This window comes from Arthrobacter sp. D2-10, from assembly GCF_054161285.1.
Genome location: NZ_CP096431.1, coordinates 3,417,249 through 3,438,229, shown reverse-complemented (window position 1 = coordinate 3,438,229; position 20,981 = coordinate 3,417,249). Strand labels below are relative to the sequence as shown.

Below are 20,981 nucleotides of genomic sequence, written 5' to 3'. Positions count from 1 at the left end.
GCGTGAGGCGCTCACCCGGTTGGTATCGGAGGGAGTTCTGGAGAGGCGAAATGGTGGCCTCTACATGGCTCTACCCACCTTCGAAGAGTTGGCGGGCCTGTATGAGCTCCGGGTGACGTTAGAACTGCGCGGTATCGGCAGGGCTTTGGAAGAAAGCTCCAACCTGCACGACGCTGACGCACTGGAGCGCGAACTTCAGCGTTGGTCGAATCTGGCACAGAACCAGCCGAAACCCACCCCCCGGTTCGTTGCAGAAGACGAGCAATTCCACGTAGCGCTTCTCGCATCAGCCGGCAACCCAGCTTTGGCTGCAGCCCTCATAACTGTCAACGACAGAATCAGAGCATTGCGGATGTACGACTACCTGACGGTAGACCGGATCCACTCCACCATTCAGGAACACATCAACATCCTGGAATTGCTCCTTCAACGCAAGCTATCCCCGGCCTATGAGGCGTTGCGGGATCACATAGGCGCCTCCCAGAGCGTGGTCATGGAACGCGCGTCCCAGGCCTTCGCCAATCTCGCCCTGATCAATATGTCACGAGAGGATAATCGATGACCTTCCAACTGCCTCCACTCACCGTTGATCCGGTCGAACGTGTCAGACAGGCTTACCGCAACATCCGTGACGCTGACCGTCCCGAGGTCTGGATTCATCTTCGCCCGGAATCAGAAGTCATAGCCGAAGCCGAACGGCTGCAGGAAAGATGCTCGAGTACAAAGCCGCCCCTTTTCGGTGTACTTGTAGCTGTCAAGGACAATATTGACGTCGCGGGGACGCCTACCACGGCTGCGTGCCCGAGTTACTCGTATAACCCTCGCACGAACGGCCTTGCGGTACAGCGTCTGCTGGACGCCGGAGCAATCGTGCTGGGCAAAACAAATCTCGACCAATTCGCAACCGGTCTGGTCGGTACGCGAAGCCCATACGGTCCGGTCCGCAACGCCCATGATCCGCAACTGGTATCGGGCGGCTCCAGTTCGGGATCGGCCGTAGCTGTAGCACTCGGCCTGGTCGATGCGGCACTTGGCACCGATACCGCCGGGTCAGGTCGGATCCCGGCAGCGTTCAACAGGATCTACAGCATCAAGGCCACGGTAGGCTACGCGCCCATGGATGGGGTGGTGCCCGCCTGCCCGTCCTACGACTGCCTCAATGTTTTCGCTCGAACCCTCAGCCTGGCTGGTGCCCTCACCTCGGTGATGGGCCACTCTTACTCGGAAGCCGTGAGGCGGATGCCCGCCACGTCCGCTCTTGCATCAGGCGGCAGTCCGGTCGTCGCTGTTGCTTCGCTAGCTCAGATGCCTCAACTGCAGCCCCATTGGCAGGATGAGTACCGCGCAGCAATCGCCAGAATTGAAGCGCTGGGATGGACAACTCGTACGGTGGACATCACGAGGATGCTCGAGGCAGGTGCGCTCCTTTATTCAGGAGCATTGGTGGCGGAAAGGCACGCGGCAGTCGGTGCCTTCATCGACGGCGGTGCACCTGACCTAGATCCTACGGTTGCTCAAATCATCATCGAAGCAGGCAGGCACAGTGCTTCCGCTTTAGCCTCGGATCAGACCAAAGTCCGAGAGTACAAGAAGCAAGCCTCGGACCTGCTAGCTGGCACCGATGCTCTGCTTCTGCCGACCGCCCCTTTTCATCCCAGCATCGCCGCAGTCGAGGCTGACCCTATGGCTGTCAACAGCCGCATCGGGGTGTTCACCACCTTCCTGAATGTCCTTGATATGGCTGCGGTGGCCTTCCCCTCGCCTCATGACGACTCATTCGGCTTGTCCTTCATCGGCCAGGCATTTAAAGATGAATCACTCCTCGATCTCACGAGCAGGTTCACGGAACAACCTGCCCCGTCCGTGTCTATGTATCCGACCTACGAGGTCGCTGTCTTCGGTGCACATATGCGGGGGGAACCGTTCAACGAGCAGTTGGTTGGCCTCGGCGCCAGGTATGCAGGTGATATTCGGACCGCCCCCGCATATCGTCTGCTGACAATTCCCGGGGACCACGCAGTGACGAAGGTGGCACTTACCCCATCCGGTGATGGGCAGCAGTTGGACGGAGAATTGTGGCGCCTCAGCGCAGCCGCCTTGGGTCAACTTCTTGATGCCGTCAAACGACCGCAGTCATTAGGGAAGATCCTCACCGAGCAAGGCGATGAGGTCCTCGCATTTCTTTGCGACAGCACACTGGACGGCACCGACATCTCAGAATTTGGCGGGTGGAGAGCCTTTGCTAGCTCCCTCCTGGTCAGCAACTAGTACTCCCACTCCTGAAAGGAACACCTTCATGCCACAGGTACGTTTTTTCAAGCAGGTCGTAGCTGCTTCGTCGGTATGCTTCGTTTTTGCTCTCACCGGCTGCACTGGGGAAGCATCGGCCCAGGGTGGGGATGGGGAGGTCATTCAGATCGCAACCCTGCGCCAGCCGCACCTTTTCGCCCCCTACGTGTACGAGGACTTCGCTCCGGAGGGCACCACCATCGAGGTAGTACCGATGACCGACTCGACCGCAATCAAGAATGCAGTTGTAAACGGTGATGTCGAGTTCGGAGTCCTCGGCGTCCCATCGGTCCTTGCAGGTATTTCCCAAGAGGAAGACATCAAAATCATCGCCTCCGCGGCAGACGGGGGAACAGGAATTGTCGGCAACGAGGGAATTGAAGGGGTCGAGGGGCTGGCCGGGAAAAAGGTGGGCTACGTCCCCGGATCATCCCAGGAAATCCTGCTGCGCCAAACGCTCGCCCAGGCCGGAATGGACGCCGACATCGACATTGAGCTGGTGAACATCGGCTTCGCGGACATGCCCGACGCCCTGGAACGAGGTGACATCGATGCGTTCTCCAGCGCGGAGGTAGGACCGTCCATAGCCATCCTCAATGGTGCCCACAGCATCGTCTCGCCCTACGAGACCCCCATCGGGAAGGTCAATATCAGTCTGGCCACCACGGGTGCCCTGATTGAATCAGACCCCGAACTCGTGCAGCGCATTGTGGACACGCACGTCCTGGCCACCAATCACCTCATCGAGGACAAAGAAGCGTGGGCCTCCGGTGTCCAGTCCAACTTCAGCTTCGATGACGACGTGCTTGCACAAGCTTTGAACAATATCTGGCTGCGCACTGAGATCGGCGAAGACTACATCAGCCAGGTCACCGAACTAGGGGGCCAAATGCTGGACCTTGGCACTCTGGAAGCGGAACCGGATGCCAGCAACATTTTCGACACCACCTTCATCGAAGCCAGCGAAGAGAAGTAGCCATGACTGTCACTTCACAAACTATCCCGCCGGCTGACGAAGCAGGAACCACCCGCTCAGGTCCGAGCTCCGTCCAGTCCTCCGAAACCTCCAACGGCAAGAAGATGTCCCGGATGGTTCGCAAGTTTCTTCTGGGTCTTCCGGTTCCCCTGCTCATCATCTTGTTCTGGGACCTAGGCGTGCGGCAAGGATGGACCCTTCCCTTCGATATCAGAATGTCGCAGGTGCCAGCACCACTTGAGGTCGGCCGCCGGCTGATCGACATCGCCATCGGTGGGATTATCAACGACCCATTCTCAGCTCAATTGGCAAGACATACCTGGGCGAGTTCGGTACGAGTTCTCACAGGTTTTGTCATCGCGGCCGCCGTAGCCATCCCCCTCGGTGTCCTTATGGGCAGGTCAAAGCTGCTTTCTTCCCTGCTGGATCCCACCGTCAACCTGGTACGGCCCATCCCGGTAACCGCCTGGGTTCCGCTGGCCCTCATCATCATCGGAATCGGCGACCGATCGACCATCTTCCTGGTCTTCCTCGCCGCATTCTTCCCCACCCTGCTCAACACCATTTCCGCAGTTCACCAGGTCCCCAACCGGCTCCTCGAGGCGGCCGCCATGCTGGGTACCAGGCCGGGCCACGAACTGTACAAAATCGTCATTCCCGCGGCCGCGCCAGGCATCATCAGCGGGTTGCGTATCGCGCTAGGGCTGTCCTGGGTCATTCTCGTAGTGGGAGAAACCACCGGCATCCGAATTGGGCTCGGGGCCATGATCAACGAAGCACAGGAAGTATCGAAAACCGACCTCATCGTCGCCGGGATGATCTTCATCGGCTTCATGGGCTTCCTCACGGACCGGATCCTCGTAGGACTCGTTAAAATCACCTCCGGTCGACGCCCCCTCTTCGCCGCGCACGCCTAGCAACGCGCACACCGACTCAAGGAACAAACATGCGAATCGAATCCGTCCCCCACACAGCACGAGCAGGATCCATTTCCATAAGCGCACTCGGCAAAAACTACGGCCAAAGCGTTGCAGCGATGAATGACGTCAATCTCGACATTGCATCCGGTGAATTCGTTGCGATCGTCGGCGCTAGTGGCTGCGGCAAAAGCACTCTTCTGCGGATCCTCGCCGGTTTCGAAAAACCAACCACCGGGGAAGTGCTTGTCGAAAGCCAGCCGGTCGAGGGACCGGGCCCGGATAGAGGGGTCGTCTTCCAAGACTATGGGCTCTTTCCGTGGCTGACCGTGCGGGAAAACATCGCCTACGGGCCGAAACAACAGCGCTACCCCTCCGCGATCATCAAGGAAAGGACCGACGAATTCACCAATGTCGTAGGGCTAACCCGTTTCGCTGACAAGTTTCCCCATGAACTCTCAGGTGGCATGCAACAAAGGGTCGCCATCGCACGAGTCCTGGCCAACCAGCCCTCCGTGCTGCTGATGGACGAACCCTTCGGAGCACTGGATGCCCTTACCCGGTCCCAGCTCCAATCAGAGCTGTCCCGTATCCACCGTCAGGTAGGAACCACTGTTGTCTTCATCACGCACAGCATTGAGGAAGCGGTGTTCCTGGCAGACCGTGTGGTTGTAATGGCCGGAGGCGCTTCCCATGGAGTGCCAGGGCATATCAAATCCATCGTCGATATCCCACTCCCTGAAGACCGCGACGTAAGTTCTGCAGAATTCAACAAGCTCAAACGGGAGATATCCGAACTGGTCCATGAAGGCGTGCAAGAAGACGCAGCATGAGCCGTCCCAAACCCAGCAGGCCAAGAGAATCAACGCCAAGTTGGACAAAGCTGTTAGCCACGATCACAAGGCAAGAAGCCCCACTCTATGAGGCTGCAAAAACAACGTTGAAGGAAGTAGGGAGGCGCTTCCGAAGCTACTTCACCCTTATCTCAGCCGAAACCGAGCCAACACCCCAGCACTCGTGGTTACTTCCCGGAGATCTCATCTGTCCACCGACAGCTTCATCGCGCGTGAACAGCAGTCAGACGCTAACCCAAGGTCACCCTTAGGAGGATGCACCGTTGCAATGGGGTACGCCCTAAGCAGCCAATCTGTGGCAAGAGGTCAAGACCCAATACCGCCGCGAGGTTGTGCCTGGGTATTATCCGGCAGGCTATCGGAGTGTCTCGAAGGGTTTGCGCTCTTCCCCCTGTTGCACCCTCACTGCGTTCTGTAGCGGACCGCTGACACGAGGGCCACGGCGGATGACGTATTCGGCCACAGCGATGTTGATGATCCACGCCGCTCCTGTAACCATGCTTTGAGCCCGAGTGTCCGGCAGGCTCGTAAGAATTTCCCGTCCGATGACGATGAGAGCCTCAGTGCCGGCGGTTACGCCAATCGCGTATGCACGGGTCGTCCATGCAACGTGGCGGGCAGGGTTGGCTTGGCGAATCGCGTAGTACAAGCCCAGCGCGATGCTCAAGATCATTGAGAAGCCGATGATTAACCGCAAAATGAGCAGGGTGACATCGGTATCGCCTGGGTGATCGTAGAAGATGGCCATCCACACCCCAGATAACGCGGCCACCAGCCCGGCGGGAACCAGTATGCGTCCAGCGACCCGGTGCCAGTTCCGCCTGCGTAGTGAGGGGACGAACTGTAACGCGCCCAGTAGCGAATACACGGTCCCACTGATGATGTGAAGGAACACCGGGACAGGAGAGTCGAAGAACCGCTCATTCTGCGGTGTGATTTCCGCACCACCTGCCAACTCGGTGAGACGAACTGACCCGCCCAGTATGGGGATGAGGCTGAGCAGTATCAGCCCGGTGGGAACAAGCCAAACCGTAGGCTTGCGCCTCGTTTGAGGGCGGTTGGTTTCGGATGTTACCGGTCCGGTGCTGCGTTTCTGGACAGGTCGCCTGGGCCAGCTCATAGCGGGCCAGGCATCGTGTCGGGCTGAGCATAGGGGCGACGGTCGTCGGCGAGCCTGAGTCCTTGGATGGTGGCAGAAAAGTCACTAAGTGACCTGCACATCCAATCGAGTGCGTCGAGGTCGTCCTTGTCGTGCACTGCGTCCTGACATATCCGTTCGAGCGTCACTAGGGCATTGTCGACGCAATGAGCGACCGATCGAAGAGCGCCAAAGTGCTGGTCATTATTCCCGCTCCGAACCGTCCGGGTACTTGTTGGTCGCCACAAGTGGTCCGCGGCGGAGCTCGCAGCGGCGATGTGAACGCTCACCGGGTTGTAGGCACTTATCACGACACGCTCCCTAATGTCCCCGTGCGAGGAGGCGACCGCGGAGGCGGTGAAGGTGCGGCATGATGCCGTAGATCACGATGGGCACCGCGACCGTGGCCAGGACGAAGGTACGCAGGACAGGGTGCAGCATTTCCAGCCAGTGCCCGAAGGCGAGGTTGATGACTGTCAGTGTGGGGAAGACCGCCATCCAGATCATCAGGGCCAGTTGGTGTTTGGTCGGCGGTGTAGGACGGTGGATCGCGGTGGGGGTGGACATTAGTACTCCTGGACGGTCTATGGGCGGCGGGTAGAAGAGGTGGGCAAAGAATCGAAAACTTCCCGGATCAGATGCCCCGATTGAAGTTGCGGACGGCGACATGGACATCTGTCTCGACTAGGTCAGCGTTGATGGCCATGGCGGCAGCGGATCCTTCACCGGCGGCAGTGATGACCTGCGCACGCGGATTAGCCACGTTCCCCGCTACCCAGAGGCCGGGGACAGTGGTGAGACCGGTGCTGTCCTTGACGGGCCAACCCGCTTCGTCAGCCTCGCAACCGATGCCAGTCAGGAGGCTGTTGTTCGGAACGAAGCGTGGAGGCACGAACAACACATCACGGCGGATGACGCGGCCATCATCAAGTTCGACCCCGAGCAGGCGGTCATTCTCTGTGACAACCCGTTTCACGGTTCCTTCGACGATCCCGATGGCCCGGGCCACCAGTTGGGAGCGCTGGAGAACAGTGAGGGACCCAACCGGAGCGAACAAGACCAGATCATGAGTCCACTGACGAACGATCTGTGCGTAGCGCACCGCGTCAGGGGAACCGCCCAGAACCCCAAGCTGCTGGTCGCGGACCTCATAGCCGTGGCAGTAGGGGCAATGCAGCACATCACGCGCCCACCGGGCGGCGAGACCCTCAACCTCAGGCAGTTCATCGCGCAAGCCGGTAGACACAAGCAGGCGCCGTGCAGAAACACGCCGGCCGCCGGAGAGCAGTACCTGGAACCCGTCTTGACCACACCGGACCAATTCCGTGGCAGTTGCCTCGAGGATTTCTCCACCGTATCCCTTCACCTCGGCGCGACCCGATGCCAGGAGTTCGGCTGGCGGCAAACCGTCTTGCGATAGGAATCCGTGCATGTGTGAAGCCGGGGCATTCCTCGGCGCACCGGAATCCACCACGAGAACCCTACGGCGAGCTCTGGCTAGAACCAATGCTGCCGACAGTCCGGCGGCGCTGCCACCGATGATCACTACGTCATAATTGCTCATAGCTCCAGAGTGCCCACGCACTCCGGGTCCGCCAACGAACGTTGCTGTTTCCGGGAAATGCAGGGTCCGATGGACGCTGTGGGTGATTGGATGGCTCTGTGGATGACCAAACAATGGCGATTGCGGCGACGCTTGATCACATCGGCGCCCGCCTGAAACAACTGCGTACCCGGCGCGGTGTAACCCTGACCAGTCTTGCGGCAGCCACCGGTATATCCAAGAGCACGCTCTCGCGGCTGGAGACAGGGCAACGGCGGGCGAACCTGGAACTGCTCCTTCCCTTGGCCTTAGCGTTCCATGTTCCACTGGATGAGTTGGTCGGTGCACCGGAGGTCGGAGACCCGCGCATTCGGCTAAAACCTGCGAATGCGAATGGGCGCACTGTGATCCCGCTGACCCGCCAGCCAGGAGGCATGCAGGCATGGAAAATCATCATTCCGACCTCCAAGTCCACCCCGGAACTGAAAAGCCATGAAGGCTATGAATGGCTGTACGTCCTCTCGGGCCGCATGCGGCTTGTCCTCGGCGATCATGACCTGGTCCTGGGGTCGGGAGAGGTAGCTGAATTCGACACTCACGTACCTCACTGGTTCGGCAGCACCGGTGAACGGCCGGCGGAGGTTCTCAGCGTGTTCGGCGGACAGGGTGAGCGGATGCACGTCCGCGCAAAGTCCACTAAAGAACAACCCCAGTAACGCGGAGGTCGGCGGCAGGCCGCTCGTTAAGATTCGGGAGCAACGCGGGACCCCAGCGAACGCCATCTTCGAATGTAGAAGCCAGATCGCCCCTGTCGCTTGCGATAGCGCCCAGCTATCGAGCCCGCCCGTATTCCCGCATGGCCCTTAGTTGCTCGCGTTGGATCAACACTTACGACCCCTCGAGCATGGAAGACGTTGGCCGCCTCAAGGCCCGCGGTGAATCGCCCGGCGGGGATTACTGGCGACGACGCCCACAGAGCATTACCAACAACTATCCGAATGTGAGCATCGGGTCTTGCCGTCCCAGTTTCAGCAACAAAACTCACCCACGTCTTCCAGGGAGCGCACCCTCTCTATAGGAGCTCACACCTGCGCAGCTCCCAGAACTAGGAGAACGCGATGAGATCCCCTGCAGCAACTGAGCCCAACCCAAACCCGGCAAACGTCACGTCGACCAGCCAAACGGTTTCCCTTCCCAGTCTCTACCTCATGCGGGCCGGCTACCTATTCATGGCTCTCGGACTGGCAATTACCCGGTGGCCGATCCTCATCGGACACGATACGTTCTTGGCTCCGATGGAAGGCGTGGTGTTGTGCATGCTTTTTGCGCAGTCCCTGCTGTTCTTCCTCGGCGTCCGCTACCCGCTGCAAATGATCCCGATCTTGCTGTTCGAGCTGGCGTGGAAGGTGATCTGGCTCAGCACTGTGGCACTGCCACTCTGGCTCGCCGGTGACTTAAACGGCGCCAACGCCAGTATCGCAATCAACTGCTCCTTGCTCGTGATCGTCCTCATCATCCTTCCCTGGCCTCACCTGGTCCGGCAGTACGTGACCAAGCGCGGCGACCGATGGCTGCCCGCCCGTCCGCTGACCCCGGTCCCACCAACTCGCTAGGAGCCAGTCATGACATCCACTGAACCACCAAACCGGAAGCGCCGTCCCATGGAAGCTCACCGGAAAACCTCCCTGTCCGCAGGCGTCCTCTACCTGATCACGTTCGCCTCCATCCCGACCCTTTTTCTCTATGAGGGTGTGAAGACCGACGCCGCCTACATTGCAGGAGCTGGACCCGACACCGCGGTTGTCTTCGGCGGCCTGCTGGAGGTCATTGTCGCTCTGGCGTGTATCGGTACGGGCGTCGCTCTGTACCCGATGGTCAAGCGGCAGAACGAAGGAGTCGCGCTCGGTTTCGTCGGCGCGCGAATCCTGGAAGCCGCCGCCATTTCCGCCGGTGTTGTGGCCCTCATGTCGATCGTCAGCCTTCGGCAAACCGGTGTAGGAGACGAAGCGCTGGTTACCGGTCAGGCACTGCTTGCGCAGCACATTTGGACCACTCTTCTTGGTCAAGGTTTGATTCCCGCATTCAACGCGCTGCTACTCGGCTCGCTCATGTACAGGTCCCGATTGCTGCCCAGGGCGCTACCCATCTTCGGGTTCATTGGAGCACCACTGCTCAGCGGCGCTGACCGGGTAATCGACTACACCGAGGAGGACTTCACCCGCACGACGGAACAGTACGACGTTGTCATGGACTGCGTCGGCAACGTAGCGTTCAACCAACTGCAGACAGCGATCAAGCCCGGGGGGGCGCTGCTGTCAGTCATCACCGATCTTCACGGGGCCATCACTGCTGGGCGACGCTCCCGCCGGACAGGTAAGCACGTCATCGCTGGTAACGTCCCCTTCGTTGCAGCTGACCTCGCGCATGTCGCGCGGCTCTCAGAAGCGGGGTAATTTCGCCCGGTCATTGACCGAACCTTCGACCTCTCCGACATCGTCGACGCGCACCGCTACGTCGACACTGGACGGAAGAAGGGCAACGTCGTCCTTCACATCGCGACTTAGATCCAACATAAGGACACACCACGGGGTCCTGTTCCTTCCCATGGGCTGAATCGTCATTGCGGTCATGTGCCCGCAGCCGATCAATGGACGCGTCGTTGCCGGGTCGCAGTAGCAATCGAGGCCGACTAGGAGAAAGTGACTGCCAGGCCGAGGCGAGATGTAGCGCTGAGGTACACCCATACGCACCAGGCAGTACCAGTAAGTTTCGCGGCGCGTTAGGGCCGGTTTCCGGTCTTTTGCAATGGATGCGTGCAGAGGTCTAGACATGAGGCACCAGACAGCTGCGGAGGCGTCCTCATTCCCTGGGAAGCGTGGCGATCCATTGTTGTGCGTCGAGGTTGGCGATGCGGCGGTACAGGGTGGCTCTGGACATGCCGAGGTCACGGGCGACGTGGGAGGCGGGTTGGCCTTGTTCGATGAGTCGGCGGGCGTTGGCGATCTGGCTGTCGCTAAAGATCGGTCGTCGTCCGCCGAGGTCGAGGCCGGCGGTGCGGCGTTTGGCGTTGGAGTCGTTGACGCGTTCGCGTTTGATCTCGAGCTCCATCTGCGCAAGGGCAGCCATGACGGTGAAGACCATCGAGCCCATGGGAGTGCCGGTGTCTACGTTCCCGCCGCCGAGGTTCAGGACGCGCAGGTTCACTTTCTGAGCTCGAAGTTCATCGGCCAGGGCGAGCATCTTGGAAGTGGAGCGGCCGAGACGGTCGAGGGTGGTGACGATCAGGGTGTCACCTTGATGCAGTGCGTTGAGGGCTTCGTTGAACTGGGGCCGCTGAGCGTGAGCACCGCTGACGCTGTGGTCGATGTACAGGTCATCGCGGCGGACGCCGGCGGCGAGTAGGTCGACGACCTGCCGGTCGGTGTCCTGGACGCGAGTTGATACCCGCGCGTATCCGATGAGCTTGCCCATGCGGCTCCTCTATGTGGATTGGTCCCAAATTGTCTCGCAACCAACTTCTCAGTCGCGAAATGACATCCCTGCTTATGAGACAGGGTAGCAAGACATGGAGGGAGTAGCAGTGGCGGGGATGCGGGCTGTCTCGGCCTGGTGTGTTGCAACCCTAGCGTTGCAAGACAAGGACCAGTTTTCTGTCGCGGTTCCTTATATCTAAGGGACGAGCCGGACCTCGCCCTTAGGTAACGCCATCACCATGGTTTCCACAAGGGAGATTGTGCAGAGTTCAATAGAATAACCACAACCATCAGGGGGAACCCGTGAAGAACCGAATCCTACTCGCATCGGTTTCCTCGGTGGTTCTATTGAGTGGATGTTCTGGGGGGAGCCTGAGCGACCAGCCATCCCAAACCCAATCTCCATCCCTGATACCATCGCAGGCCGAGTCGCCGGCGGCCACCACGACAAGCTCGCCCGGTACACCTGGAGTACCAGCATTCAATCGGGATGCACTAGTTGGCACTTGGAGGGGTGAAGTCACGGGGGACAGTAGTAAGTATGAAGTTGTCGCCGTAATATCCAACACAGGCGGACAACTAACTGCGGAGGTTTCATACCCACAAATTTCATGTGAATCGCGGTGGCAAGAGAAAGAAGTCAATCAAAGTGAAGTCCTCCTCGTGGAGGATCTTGTATCCGGTCCCTGCCTTGATGGTTCGGAGGTGGCGCTGAGTGTCGTAGATGACCAATTGTCCGCGGAGTTTCGCTCTCCACAATCGGAGAGTACGCCGACCTCAATCATGATCCCAGAGGTGGAGCGCAACGACCCAGTAATTGGAACTGCGAGATTCGACGTCACTCACCGAGATGGTTACGAGATGTCGTTCGATGTCGCATGGCATCAAGCAATGGATACCCCTGGGGAGGAACTGAACGCAATCACAAGTTCGGACTGCTTGGGTGAGCGCTTGTTCATCACGAACCCCGAAGGATTCTCATTCAAAACGGTGCGCATATCGGTGGAGATTGACCGCCCAGAGGTGAACGGCTTCCAATGGCCTGCGGGAGCCGTTCCCAATCTGAACCTACACAATGGTCAGCGAGGAATGACCTGCGGGTTTGGGGCTACGGGGGAACATAGCCCTTCTGCTACGGCGGTACCTGGAGAGACGGTGCAGGTGTTTTGGGCCCAAAAAACCCCGAACAATCCCGAGGGTTTCATAGACTTCGACCTTTCTACCCTCTCAGTATCCGTTGGAGGTACTCCTGGAACATCAGTAACAAAATGCGTCGTATCAGGTGCGGAAGACATTCCCGAAGCGCTTGGCGGGGACTCAATCTGCCATGTGGCATATCCAGGGTGACCCGGCACATCAGATAAGGCATGACACCACAAACAAGGGATCCTCACCGTTCAGTTGGCACCTGCACCGAGTTGTTAGAACTAGGGCGTGATTACCTGAGACTCGAACCGGGACTGCGTGCAACTCGTCGTCCGCCTTCAGCGCAGCTGCGGCATGCTTGCCTCTAGAGCTTTTCTGAACCGGTCATTTGCTGTGCGCACGAGGTTGATGTGCTCTTCGTGAACTTTCCGCTCGTTTCGCAACCAGCCAGTTCGTGCATGACTGCCACGACATCTCGCGCATCGAAAAGTGCCTGCGTGGTTGACGGTGCTACATTGTTGACCGGCCTGTTGGGCAACCACGAGTTCAGCCCGTCTCGTACTATCGTCTTGCATCCCATAGACTTGCAAGACTATCGAACGTTGCAGACGCCGGACCTGCATCTTGTACCTTCTCGGGCAGGTCGTACGGTAATCTGCGCACTACCGCTGCCCTTCCTACACTCACCGCACCGTACTGAGCTTGAGGCCGCCAATTCTAGATCCTCAAGACTATGAAGGGGGACCATGAGGGCAGGCGCTGCCTGACTGAACGACCGCGCTCAGCCAGCCAGGAGGCGTTGATATAGATCAGACTGCTCCGGGCGGGCAACTATCCGGGCCTCCGGCGAAGTGCAGGTGATGGACGAGGTAATCAGTGCCGCTTTATGACTTCGTTTACATCATCCAATACAGCTTTGGAATCGTGCTGAGGGCATAGTTCTTGGAGCGCATAGACGATGGCCCACCTTCGAAGCCATAAGTGCTCCGGGAGCGAAAAGTAGAGCTCACGCAGGTAGGTGATGCGCTCCGGTTGGGGTAGGCCAGCCAGATGGCAACCTTCGGCACCGTACTGCAGAAGATCCGCGTCGCTGGTACCCTCTTCGCCCTTGGCTTGATTGTAGTCGTAGTCGAGGTGTACTAGTTCCAAGAAAGCCAGTTGCTGTTCGGGCGTGTACTGAGAGATATCAAACTCTGCATACGGTGGTGCCTCAAGCGGAATACTCGTCGGCCCAGACTCGGCGTTTAGGTCATAGACCGAGTAGAAAATTGCTTGGCCAAATATCGCGAAGCTCACCTCGTACTGTTCATTGGTGAACTGGTTCTGCCCCGTCTCGGTGAAGCCCGCGGAGAGCAGAGCGCCCCTCGCCTCCGTAGTACTTTGCGCCGCGATCTCGTCGAGCGACCCCTCTGTGAGAGGACTAATCATCTTGACCGTCCATTGTCGTTCAATCGGACGGGCCGCTTCGATATCCATCGCGTCGTGATCCACCGTTCCAATCAACGGGATGTTCGCGGGGAAGCCCGGCGGAAGCCCGTCGGGCGAACCCGTGACCTCTGTTGTCACAATGTCTGCACCCGGCTTAGCGGGCGCCGATGTTGATGCGCTGGTCGGAGCTGAGGATGAGGATGCTGGGCTTGCCGTTGGCGTAGCCTCCGCACTGTTTGAATCCGAAACAGCACAGCCGGGGAGTAAGCCAACCGATAAGACAAGTAGTGATGTGGTCGCCGCACGTCGCATGGCATCTCCCGGTTAGTGATATGTGCACCGCTGCACGATGTGTGTGGCACTTTTCCATATGCGCAATGGGGCACCGTGGTGGGTACTGAGGCAGACGATGTTTCCTCACTGCAGCCTAGATCAAAACAGCCTTCTGAAGTGCTGCCAATGGCCCGCGATGACCCATAGAAACCTCCGCGGTACCTGCAGCCGTTGCCTCAAGCGGAAACCCTCCGGGAGGGCGCTTCGTTGCTTCACAAGAAACTTCCGCGCGCGGCGCGGCGCCCGTTGGGGTGCCGAGGTATGCACGACGTCCTATTTAGATAGAGCGTTTCGAACGTGGTCAGAGAACTTTTTCAGAGGAGGGTATCCAGCCGAATCTTTTGGACCTAGAGGTATGAACAGGAAGGTTGCCTGCGATGTTAAGTATTGGCCAGGGACAAGCAGGACGGTGTTTTGAGCCTCTTCAGTCTCGTTGAATACCAGTCCAAAGGTTATGACGGTGAGGAAACCGGCTCTTTTGACGGTGTATTGGATGGAATGATGCTCATCAACTTCATTTTCAGTTACCTTGGTGATGCCCCCTGAAGCCGCGGACGCTGCCTCAAGCCCGATAGCTCGTACTTGCGCGAACGATTTCGGTGTATGTAGGACTAGTTTCGTTGCCTGGATTTTCTCGTCGATGGACGCCATGACGTCACCTTTCATTTGGGTTTGGTTGTTCGTTCCGGCTTTGTTCAGAGCCGTTCCATGGAGTAGAGCAAAGACCCAGATTGGTCGTACACGGTGACTTGGTCGTTGCCGTTGAACTCGACTTGATACGAGGCTTGATTGGGCGGTTGAGAGACGACAAGCGAGTAGCGTCCGTTCGGGCCCTCTTCGTCTGAGAGGGAGCATGACATTCCTCCTCCGATGTCCAATGGCTCCCCGCCGGAGTAGAACATGCCCTGGCATGCGCCTCCTTCGGTGATGACCTTGACACCCGTCCCATCATCGGCGGACCAATTGCCCGTGAGGTCCGGTGCTCCACCGCATGCGGTCAAGGATGCGATGAGAACGGAGAGAACCATGCCTTGACGAATCGGCTTTCGAGATTTCAGTGACGTTTGCATGCGCTGCGGCCTTCCGAATGCGAGGGCTGATTGTGAACCCGATCCTGACGTTATGCATGACCTTGGAGTACGACCAGAGAATCTTCCTACTACTTGGATGTTTGTCACCGAAACTGGGGACACATCTCTGCTCTTCGACCCTGACCGATGTGTAACGCGTCACAATTGGTGCCTAGGATGCCGGAACCCAGAATGGTGTAATCAACTCACCGAGATGTACGAGCAAGGGGGCTGCTGCATGGACACGGTGCGTGCTGGAATCATCGATGATCACGAAGCCGTGCGAATCGGTTTTGCAGTGTCGGCTTCACGGCAGATGAATATCAAGCCTCGGGTAATGGTGATCGGACTGGCGCCGACGGTGGACGCTTTCCTAAGCGCCGGTGCTGGGATCTGCGACGTAGTTGCACTCGATCTATCCTTGGCCGACGGTTCTCGACCCGGGGATAACGTCGCACGTTTGACGGATGAGGGCTACAAAGTTCTTGTCTTCACGCTTGGAGACAACGTGTCCCACATTCAAGACGCCTTGGCTAACGGCGCCATGGGGGTGTCATTGAAGTCGGAACCAGTGTCAGAAACTTTCGCAAAGATTCGCCGGGTTTCGACGGGGGAGACAATCGACAGCCAAGAGTTGGCTGCAGCGATCGAGGTGGACACCAGTTTCGTGGATGCGAATCTGTCAGATCGAGAGCGCGAATGCATTGCCCTCTACGCTGCAGGGCTGGGTCAGTACCAAGTTTCTCGACGTATGGGAGTTGCGGAAAGCACAGTGAAGAAGAACATCGACCGCATTCGGGAAAAATACGAGGCCGCAGGGAGGCCCGCGAATACCAAGATCGATCTTTATCGGCGGGCGGTCGAAGACGGCCTTCTGCCGCCGCTCTTGCCCTTACAGAAGGGCTGAGGATGTTCGCGCCCCGACTCACCGGTATCTCCTCCCGAGATACACATCGCCTGATGGGTCGAGGTATCACCGCGTTTTCTCTGTTATTGCTGTTGCAAGCCGGCGGGTCGATTGCGGCTCAGACACCTTACGCATCGCATTGGTGGAACGCACTGTTCCTTTGGTTCTTCTTAACCGTGGTCGCCGGCTCCGCCGCCGCTTCGATCAGGGGCCGCGGTCTCTTCTGGATCGCACGTATTTCGGCGGCGCTCATTTTGTCAGGGCTGGCACTATGGCCGCTCGCTGTCCCGCCAGGAGTGCCAGGAAGTTTTGGCACGCCGTGGATGTGGGCAATGATCAACGTCGGTGCGGCGTGGTGTGCCTTTGGCTTCGGAGCACGAATGGGCTGCCTTTACGCGTTGTTAATCGGGGTCATCTTCACTTATGTCCGTACGACTCCTCAGGGAGGGGCAGCGCCCTTAAGTCTTGCTCTCCAGGATGCATTGTTCGCAACTGTTCTTGGACTCATAATCTGCGTAACCATCGGCATTCTGCGGCATGCTGCAGAGCTCACTGACGCGGCTGCTGAAGAAGCCATCGAACGCTACCGCGATGCTGCAACTGTGAGTGCCCTCAGCCAAGAACGCCTCCGAGTGGACGCCCTGCTCCACGACAGCGTGATGACTTCCCTTTTGACGGCCGCTCAGGCCAGCTCCCCGGAGGAACGGGCGGCTAGCGCCAAGCTGGCATTCAACGCTCTCGACCGGCTTCAGCAGGAGTGTGGCGGCACAGTGGAAGCGACACCAGCGACCCTATCTGAAATTGCCGCACGCATCCGCTTTGCTGTTGGGGGCAACGCGACGCACCCGGTTGTGACCGTCACAAGCGATTCTGGCGAAGATTTCTTACTTCCTGCAGAGGTCGTCGAAGCGGTATTCGAAGCGGCAACTGAAGCGGTTAAGAACTCCAAACGCCATTCTAGGGCCAGTCGATGCGAGGTCCGTCTCAAGGGGCATCGCACCGCCGATACTAAGAAGATCAGCGTTACTGTCAGGGACAACGGTGCAGGGTTCGACTACGCTCAGGTCTCGGATCGGCGTCTTGGCATTCGCATCTCCATTGTCGGACGTATAGAAGCCGCAGGTGGCTCAGCAAAGGTTCATACTGCCCCGGGTATAGGGACAGAGGTTCGAATGGACTGGGAATGGATTGATCCATGATTCGAGCCATATCGACGAGGATCATGTCGTTCTTGTGCTTGACGTTCAGCGCGATCCATGTCGCTCTGGGTCTCTTGAATCTGAATCTTGTCTCGGCGACCTGGCCTGTCTACATTGCCATGGTGATATATTGCGCCGCCGCAGTCCTCACCCTCAGGCCAAGCCCGGGCCGACTACCGCTGGGCTACGGAATCGCTTCACTATGCGCGGTTGTTCTCATGAATCTACTTGTCTGCGGCGTACTGCCTTTGGACACATGGCCAGGTTATGCCTCGTGGCAGTTGGCGGCGACCTACACATTGCTAGTGATCATGAATATCCGGGGCAGAGTATTGCTCTCTTGGGTCGGCGTGATCTGTTCCGTCATAATCACCACTCTCTGGGCATCCGGTGCCTCGATGGGAGTCCTTGGGGGTCTGATGCTGAATGTGGCTACTGTCGGGTGGGTCTTAGTGAGCACCGGCGTCGGTCACCTGCTGCGCAGCAACGACCGGAAAGTCGCCCAGTACAGAGCCGACGCACAAGCGGCTGCAGATTGGTATGCCGCCGACCGTGCTCTCCATCTGGCTCGCACTCGATGGCTGGATCACGTGACAGAAATCGCGGGCGGCCCACTGTCTCTAATCGCTGACCCCGCACATGAGATCACGGACAACGAACGACAGGAATTGCGGCTGGCAGAAGCCCAGTTCCGCGATGAAATCCGCGGTCGAGTCCTGGCAACCTCAGAGGTCGTTGAAGCGGCCCGGAGAGCCCGCGAACGCGGCATCACGGTACAGCTTCTGGATGACCGGCGGCAAGACCTTGCCCCGCGCGTGCTGGCTGCCGCGTCTGAACGGGTCGTAAGCATCCTCAACGATGCACGCTCCGGTACAGTCACAGCCCGGGCGAGACCACAAGGCAGCAAACTCGCAGTGACGATTTTTGCCTCAACCCCCGAGTCATCTGAAGAGGCGACATTTGTGGAATTCCCGGATCAGTCCGACGGGCAGTAAGTAGGATGACGCCCACAGATTGCGATCGTACGCCCTTCTGGGGACATTTCAGCGGCGGCACCGCAAACCTCCTAGACCGCTCTATTCCAGAATGCCTACGATCCACCATGGACTGGAATTGAAGCCGGGCCCAGTACGAAGGTCTCCCGCTTCGCAGGAAAGGAAAGCCCATGCTGATCGGCCTCATCTCGACGACAGGTCAGGTCGACGGTGCGGCCAGCTTCGTAATGAGTATCCACCGCTCACTCCAGTAACTCCGCATCGAAGGGTTTCTCATGAACGCAAAAAAAATACTCACCGCCATCGGTCTCGTACTGATCGGCATCGGGATCATAAAGGTCTCCATCATTGGCTACTATCCGCGCGAAATGCCGTTCTTCATCGGCGTTCTTATTGTTGGAGCTGCCTGCACCCTCATCGGGCAGAAGCTCCCCACAAAATAGGCCCCGAATCCCCACGCAGCCCTGAGGAATTTCAATGCAAAAGTATCTGCCGCATAACCGACCGTCGCACGCTGTAGCTCTCATCGTGCTGGTCACAGCATCCATAGGTCTCACAGGATGCTCAAACCCAGGGGCTACAACCTGTGACGAGTACGCGGCACAGTCCCTCAACGAACGGTCAGAAACACAAGAAGCGCTTCTCATTGCCCACGACCTGGAACCCAACGCGATGGGTAACGCGCTCGGAATTGCAGAGGCAATCAACTCCTTCTGCGGATTGAACGGAATATCGGCCGAGGAATCTGCAGCTGGGCAAAACGGCAGCAGCCCTATTGAAAACGCTGCTGATTGGTCAGCCCCGACCTGGTGAACATGGCGCCGAGCTAGTTCAGACCCAGTTAACTTTCTGACTTCTCTGCTCGGGAATGGCGACGGGCGCTTAGCCTCAAGCTACGCGCTGCTACCCGAGGGCGAATCTTCCTCTAAGCACAAACTCCCATGAACAGGAATGAAGATGAGCAATGATTCACCGTACCCATCACCCGAGCGTCCGCCAACACAGGTTGCGGGGTCCTATACGTTCACCAGCGATACGCCACCAGTGATACCGCCCAGCAAAGCTGGTTTGTACAGGCCCCCCATAGCACCGTCGTCGACTCCGGAACTTGCACCCTCTGAGGACAAGCAATGGGCGACCATCGCCCACCTTGGCGGAGTCGCCGGCTTTATTCCTTCCTTGGTGATCTACTTGATCTACGGCAAACGCGGACGCTTCGCAAGGCAGGAGTCTGCAGAAGCGCTCAATTTTCACCTCACCATTTTCGCTGCATACATCGTCTGTGCCATTTTTTCCTTGATCCCAATAGTCGGACTGTTGTTCAGCCTTTGCATCTTCGGGCTGTGGATAGCAAATATCGTGCTGTCCATTTTAGCGGGCATGTCCGCTAATCGCGGTGAACCGTTCAGGTATCCCTTGCCCGTGCGAACAATAACTTAGAAATTTCCTTCCTCGGAACGACACCAAGAATCACAATAGGAAGGCCAGAGATGGAGAAGCCATCGAGGGTTCAGGACGACGGAGGTCCGACCGAAACGCAGGCGCCACCTGAGCGAACGGGAAAGTCCCGCAGTGCCCCGCGCTGGCTGCGCCTCAGTTCGGCGATCCTCCTGCTTTGCATCGCCTCAGGTTCCATAGGACTCATCTTGGGATGGGTCGCCCGAGGGGCAATCATTCCGGAACCGCTAACGGTGACCGACTCTCCGTCTCCACCTAGCCTCAGCGACGCATCAGCAGGAACCCTTCCAATGCCTGACGTCCGAGGGCTGAACGAAGCCGACGCACGTCAGGTCCTGGCCGACGCGGGTTACAGCCCAACGGTGGTGGAAATTGATGAAATTCCATCCGTGTTGGCTGCTGGAACTGTTGCGGCTCAAAGCCCTGTTGCCGGTACGACGAAACCCGAATCCATCATCCTGTCCCTTCCATCCCCTGCAAAGATGCCCGACTTGACGGGGGAGACCCTCGAAGAGGCGACGCGCATACTGGCTGCCATGGGAGCGCAACCAGTGGTGGAACGAACATATGACGGTAGTGCTGATGCCGGAACAATACTCAAGACCGATCCCGCCACCGGAGCAGTTCTCATCCCAACGCCTATGCTTATAGTCGCCAGTGCTCCAGCAAGCGAGTCACTGTCCTCATTGGAGGGCGACGGGGACTGCAATGCAGTTGCTTCCGCCAGCGTTAACGGAACCACTATCACTGATGGAGTTAGCTGCAGAGTTGGAGAGGAGATGTCCAAAACCTTCTGGCTACTCGGGCGGGATCTAGCTGGGCTCAAGGCGATCGTTGGGATAGAGGATGGTGCAGATCCGGGAAGTCGAGCCAAAGTGAAAATATCCGCCGACGAAGCCGTCCTCCTCGATCAAGAACTCGCTTACGGGCAAAGTGTCGAACTAGACGCCGACATCACCGGTGCGCTCCGTCTCGAGGTAGAAGTTTCCCGAACTGCTGACACGGCCGGAAACTTGAGCAGATACTCGGTCCTATTGGGGGACGCTGTCGTAGTCGGCTCCGCGGAAGCGATTGCAGGGCTAGAGGTCACCCCATGAGTAAAGCCCATCATTCAATCGTTGCTGTACTGGGTGCGATCGCCATTTGCATCGGATTATCATCACCGTCCGTCGCAACAACCGGAACACTCGCCCCCGACGCTGAGTCCGCGGGAAGTCTTACAGCACCATTCCAACCCAAAGGCTCTGATGTCCTG

Annotated in this window: 22 protein-coding genes; 14 read left to right on the top strand and 8 right to left on the bottom strand. The window is 58.3% G+C overall.

From position 1 onward, the window contains the following. Positions 1–64 precede the first annotated feature (64 nt). From M1D74_RS16055 to M1D74_RS16035, 5 genes are read left to right on the top strand one after another with little or no spacing between them, the layout of a single operon-like run. The gene (locus tag M1D74_RS16055) at positions 65–562 is read left to right on the top strand and encodes an FCD domain-containing protein (protein WP_458117202.1); all 498 of its coding nucleotides are present in this window, start codon (positions 65–67) and stop codon (positions 560–562) included. Beyond that, positions 559–2,268 carry an allophanate hydrolase gene (atzF, locus tag M1D74_RS16050; RefSeq protein WP_458115984.1) on the top strand — a complete coding sequence of 570 codons (1,710 nt, stop codon included), beginning with the start codon at positions 559–561 and terminating at the stop codon, positions 2,266–2,268. The genes M1D74_RS16055 and atzF overlap by 4 nt, the downstream gene beginning before the upstream one ends. Before the next feature lie 28 nt (positions 2,269–2,296). After that, positions 2,297–3,265, top strand: coding sequence for an ABC transporter substrate-binding protein (locus M1D74_RS16045; protein ID WP_458115983.1), 969 nt, complete (start codon positions 2,297–2,299; stop codon positions 3,263–3,265). Positions 3,266–3,267: 2 nt separating this feature from the next. Beyond that, a complete protein-coding gene (locus M1D74_RS16040) occupies positions 3,268–4,182 on the top strand; it encodes an ABC transporter permease (protein ID WP_458115982.1) in 915 nt (304 codons plus the stop codon). Between the two features lie 29 nt (positions 4,183–4,211). Then, positions 4,212–5,015: an ABC transporter ATP-binding protein gene (locus M1D74_RS16035; protein ID WP_458115981.1), complete on the top strand. Its 804-nt coding sequence runs from the start codon at positions 4,212–4,214 to the stop codon at positions 5,013–5,015. 376 nt (positions 5,016–5,391) lie between these two features. Here the strand turns inward: M1D74_RS16035 and M1D74_RS16030 are convergent, their stop codons facing one another. The 3 genes from M1D74_RS16030 to M1D74_RS16020 all read right to left on the bottom strand — a co-directional run bounded on the left by M1D74_RS16030 (position 5,392) and on the right by M1D74_RS16020 (position 7,738). Continuing rightward, on the bottom strand, positions 5,392–6,156 hold the full coding sequence (locus M1D74_RS16030; RefSeq protein WP_458115980.1) for a DUF2306 domain-containing protein: 765 nt from the start codon (positions 6,154–6,156) through the stop codon (positions 5,392–5,394). A 339-nt stretch (positions 6,157–6,495) separates the two neighbouring features. Further along, the gene (locus tag M1D74_RS16025; RefSeq protein WP_458115979.1) at positions 6,496–6,741 is read right to left on the bottom strand and encodes a hypothetical protein; all 246 of its coding nucleotides are present in this window, start codon (positions 6,739–6,741) and stop codon (positions 6,496–6,498) included. 67 nt (positions 6,742–6,808) lie between these two features. Further along, entirely contained in the window at positions 6,809–7,738 is a 930-nt protein-coding gene (locus tag M1D74_RS16020) for an NAD(P)/FAD-dependent oxidoreductase (protein WP_458115978.1), read from the bottom strand. 98 nt (positions 7,739–7,836) lie between these two features. Between M1D74_RS16020 and M1D74_RS16015 the strand changes: the two genes are divergently transcribed. The 3 genes from M1D74_RS16015 (at position 7,837) to M1D74_RS16005 (ending at position 10,170) form a co-directional block, all read left to right on the top strand. After that, complete coding sequence (locus M1D74_RS16015; protein WP_458115977.1) at positions 7,837–8,433, top strand: helix-turn-helix domain-containing protein; 597 nt, start codon at positions 7,837–7,839, stop codon at positions 8,431–8,433. A 402-nt stretch (positions 8,434–8,835) separates the two neighbouring features. Next, the gene (locus M1D74_RS16010) at positions 8,836–9,330 is read left to right on the top strand and encodes a hypothetical protein (protein WP_458115976.1); all 495 of its coding nucleotides are present in this window, start codon (positions 8,836–8,838) and stop codon (positions 9,328–9,330) included. 9 nt (positions 9,331–9,339) lie between these two features. Continuing rightward, positions 9,340–10,170 (top strand): DUF4386 family protein, encoded by an 831-nt coding sequence (locus tag M1D74_RS16005; protein WP_458115975.1) that lies wholly within the window; start codon positions 9,340–9,342, stop codon positions 10,168–10,170. Here the strand turns inward: M1D74_RS16005 and M1D74_RS16000 are convergent. The 5 genes from M1D74_RS16000 to M1D74_RS15980 form a co-directional block, all read right to left on the bottom strand. Next, positions 10,156–10,290 (bottom strand): hypothetical protein, encoded by a 135-nt coding sequence (locus M1D74_RS16000; RefSeq protein ID WP_458115974.1) that lies wholly within the window; start codon positions 10,288–10,290, stop codon positions 10,156–10,158. The two genes, M1D74_RS16005 and M1D74_RS16000, sit on opposite strands and share 15 nt — an antisense overlap. A gap of 286 nt (positions 10,291–10,576) precedes the next feature. After that, positions 10,577–11,188 (bottom strand): recombinase family protein, encoded by a 612-nt coding sequence (locus tag M1D74_RS15995; RefSeq protein WP_458115973.1) that lies wholly within the window; start codon positions 11,186–11,188, stop codon positions 10,577–10,579. A gap of 2,021 nt (positions 11,189–13,209) precedes the next feature. Beyond that, positions 13,210–13,902 (bottom strand): hypothetical protein, encoded by a 693-nt coding sequence (locus tag M1D74_RS15990; RefSeq protein WP_458115972.1) that lies wholly within the window; start codon positions 13,900–13,902, stop codon positions 13,210–13,212. A 468-nt stretch (positions 13,903–14,370) separates the two neighbouring features. After that, on the bottom strand, positions 14,371–14,748 hold the full coding sequence (locus tag M1D74_RS15985) for a hypothetical protein (RefSeq protein ID WP_458115971.1): 378 nt from the start codon (positions 14,746–14,748) through the stop codon (positions 14,371–14,373). A 44-nt stretch (positions 14,749–14,792) separates the two neighbouring features. Then, a complete protein-coding gene (locus tag M1D74_RS15980; protein WP_458115970.1) occupies positions 14,793–15,125 on the bottom strand; it encodes a hypothetical protein in 333 nt (110 codons plus the stop codon). Between the two features lie 280 nt (positions 15,126–15,405). Here M1D74_RS15980 and M1D74_RS15975 point away from each other — a divergent pair, with 280 nt between their 5' ends. The 6 genes from M1D74_RS15975 to M1D74_RS15950 all read left to right on the top strand — a co-directional run bounded on the left by M1D74_RS15975 (position 15,406) and on the right by M1D74_RS15950 (position 20,823). Next, positions 15,406–16,074: a LuxR C-terminal-related transcriptional regulator gene (locus M1D74_RS15975; protein ID WP_458115969.1), complete on the top strand. Its 669-nt coding sequence runs from the start codon at positions 15,406–15,408 to the stop codon at positions 16,072–16,074. 53 nt (positions 16,075–16,127) lie between these two features. Next, on the top strand, positions 16,128–17,273 hold the full coding sequence (locus M1D74_RS15970; protein WP_458115968.1) for a sensor histidine kinase: 1,146 nt from the start codon (positions 16,128–16,130) through the stop codon (positions 17,271–17,273). A 38-nt stretch (positions 17,274–17,311) separates the two neighbouring features. After that, a complete protein-coding gene (locus M1D74_RS15965; protein WP_458115967.1) occupies positions 17,312–18,268 on the top strand; it encodes a hypothetical protein in 957 nt (318 codons plus the stop codon). A 275-nt stretch (positions 18,269–18,543) separates the two neighbouring features. Then, positions 18,544–18,711, top strand: coding sequence for a hypothetical protein (locus tag M1D74_RS15960; RefSeq protein ID WP_458115966.1), 168 nt, complete (start codon positions 18,544–18,546; stop codon positions 18,709–18,711). A gap of 514 nt (positions 18,712–19,225) precedes the next feature. Beyond that, on the top strand, positions 19,226–19,708 hold the full coding sequence (locus M1D74_RS15955; protein ID WP_458115965.1) for a DUF4870 domain-containing protein: 483 nt from the start codon (positions 19,226–19,228) through the stop codon (positions 19,706–19,708). A gap of 308 nt (positions 19,709–20,016) precedes the next feature. Continuing rightward, positions 20,017–20,823, top strand: a complete 807-nt coding sequence (locus M1D74_RS15950) for a PASTA domain-containing protein (RefSeq protein WP_458115964.1) — start codon at positions 20,017–20,019, stop codon at positions 20,821–20,823. Positions 20,824–20,981: the final 158 nt, after the last annotated feature.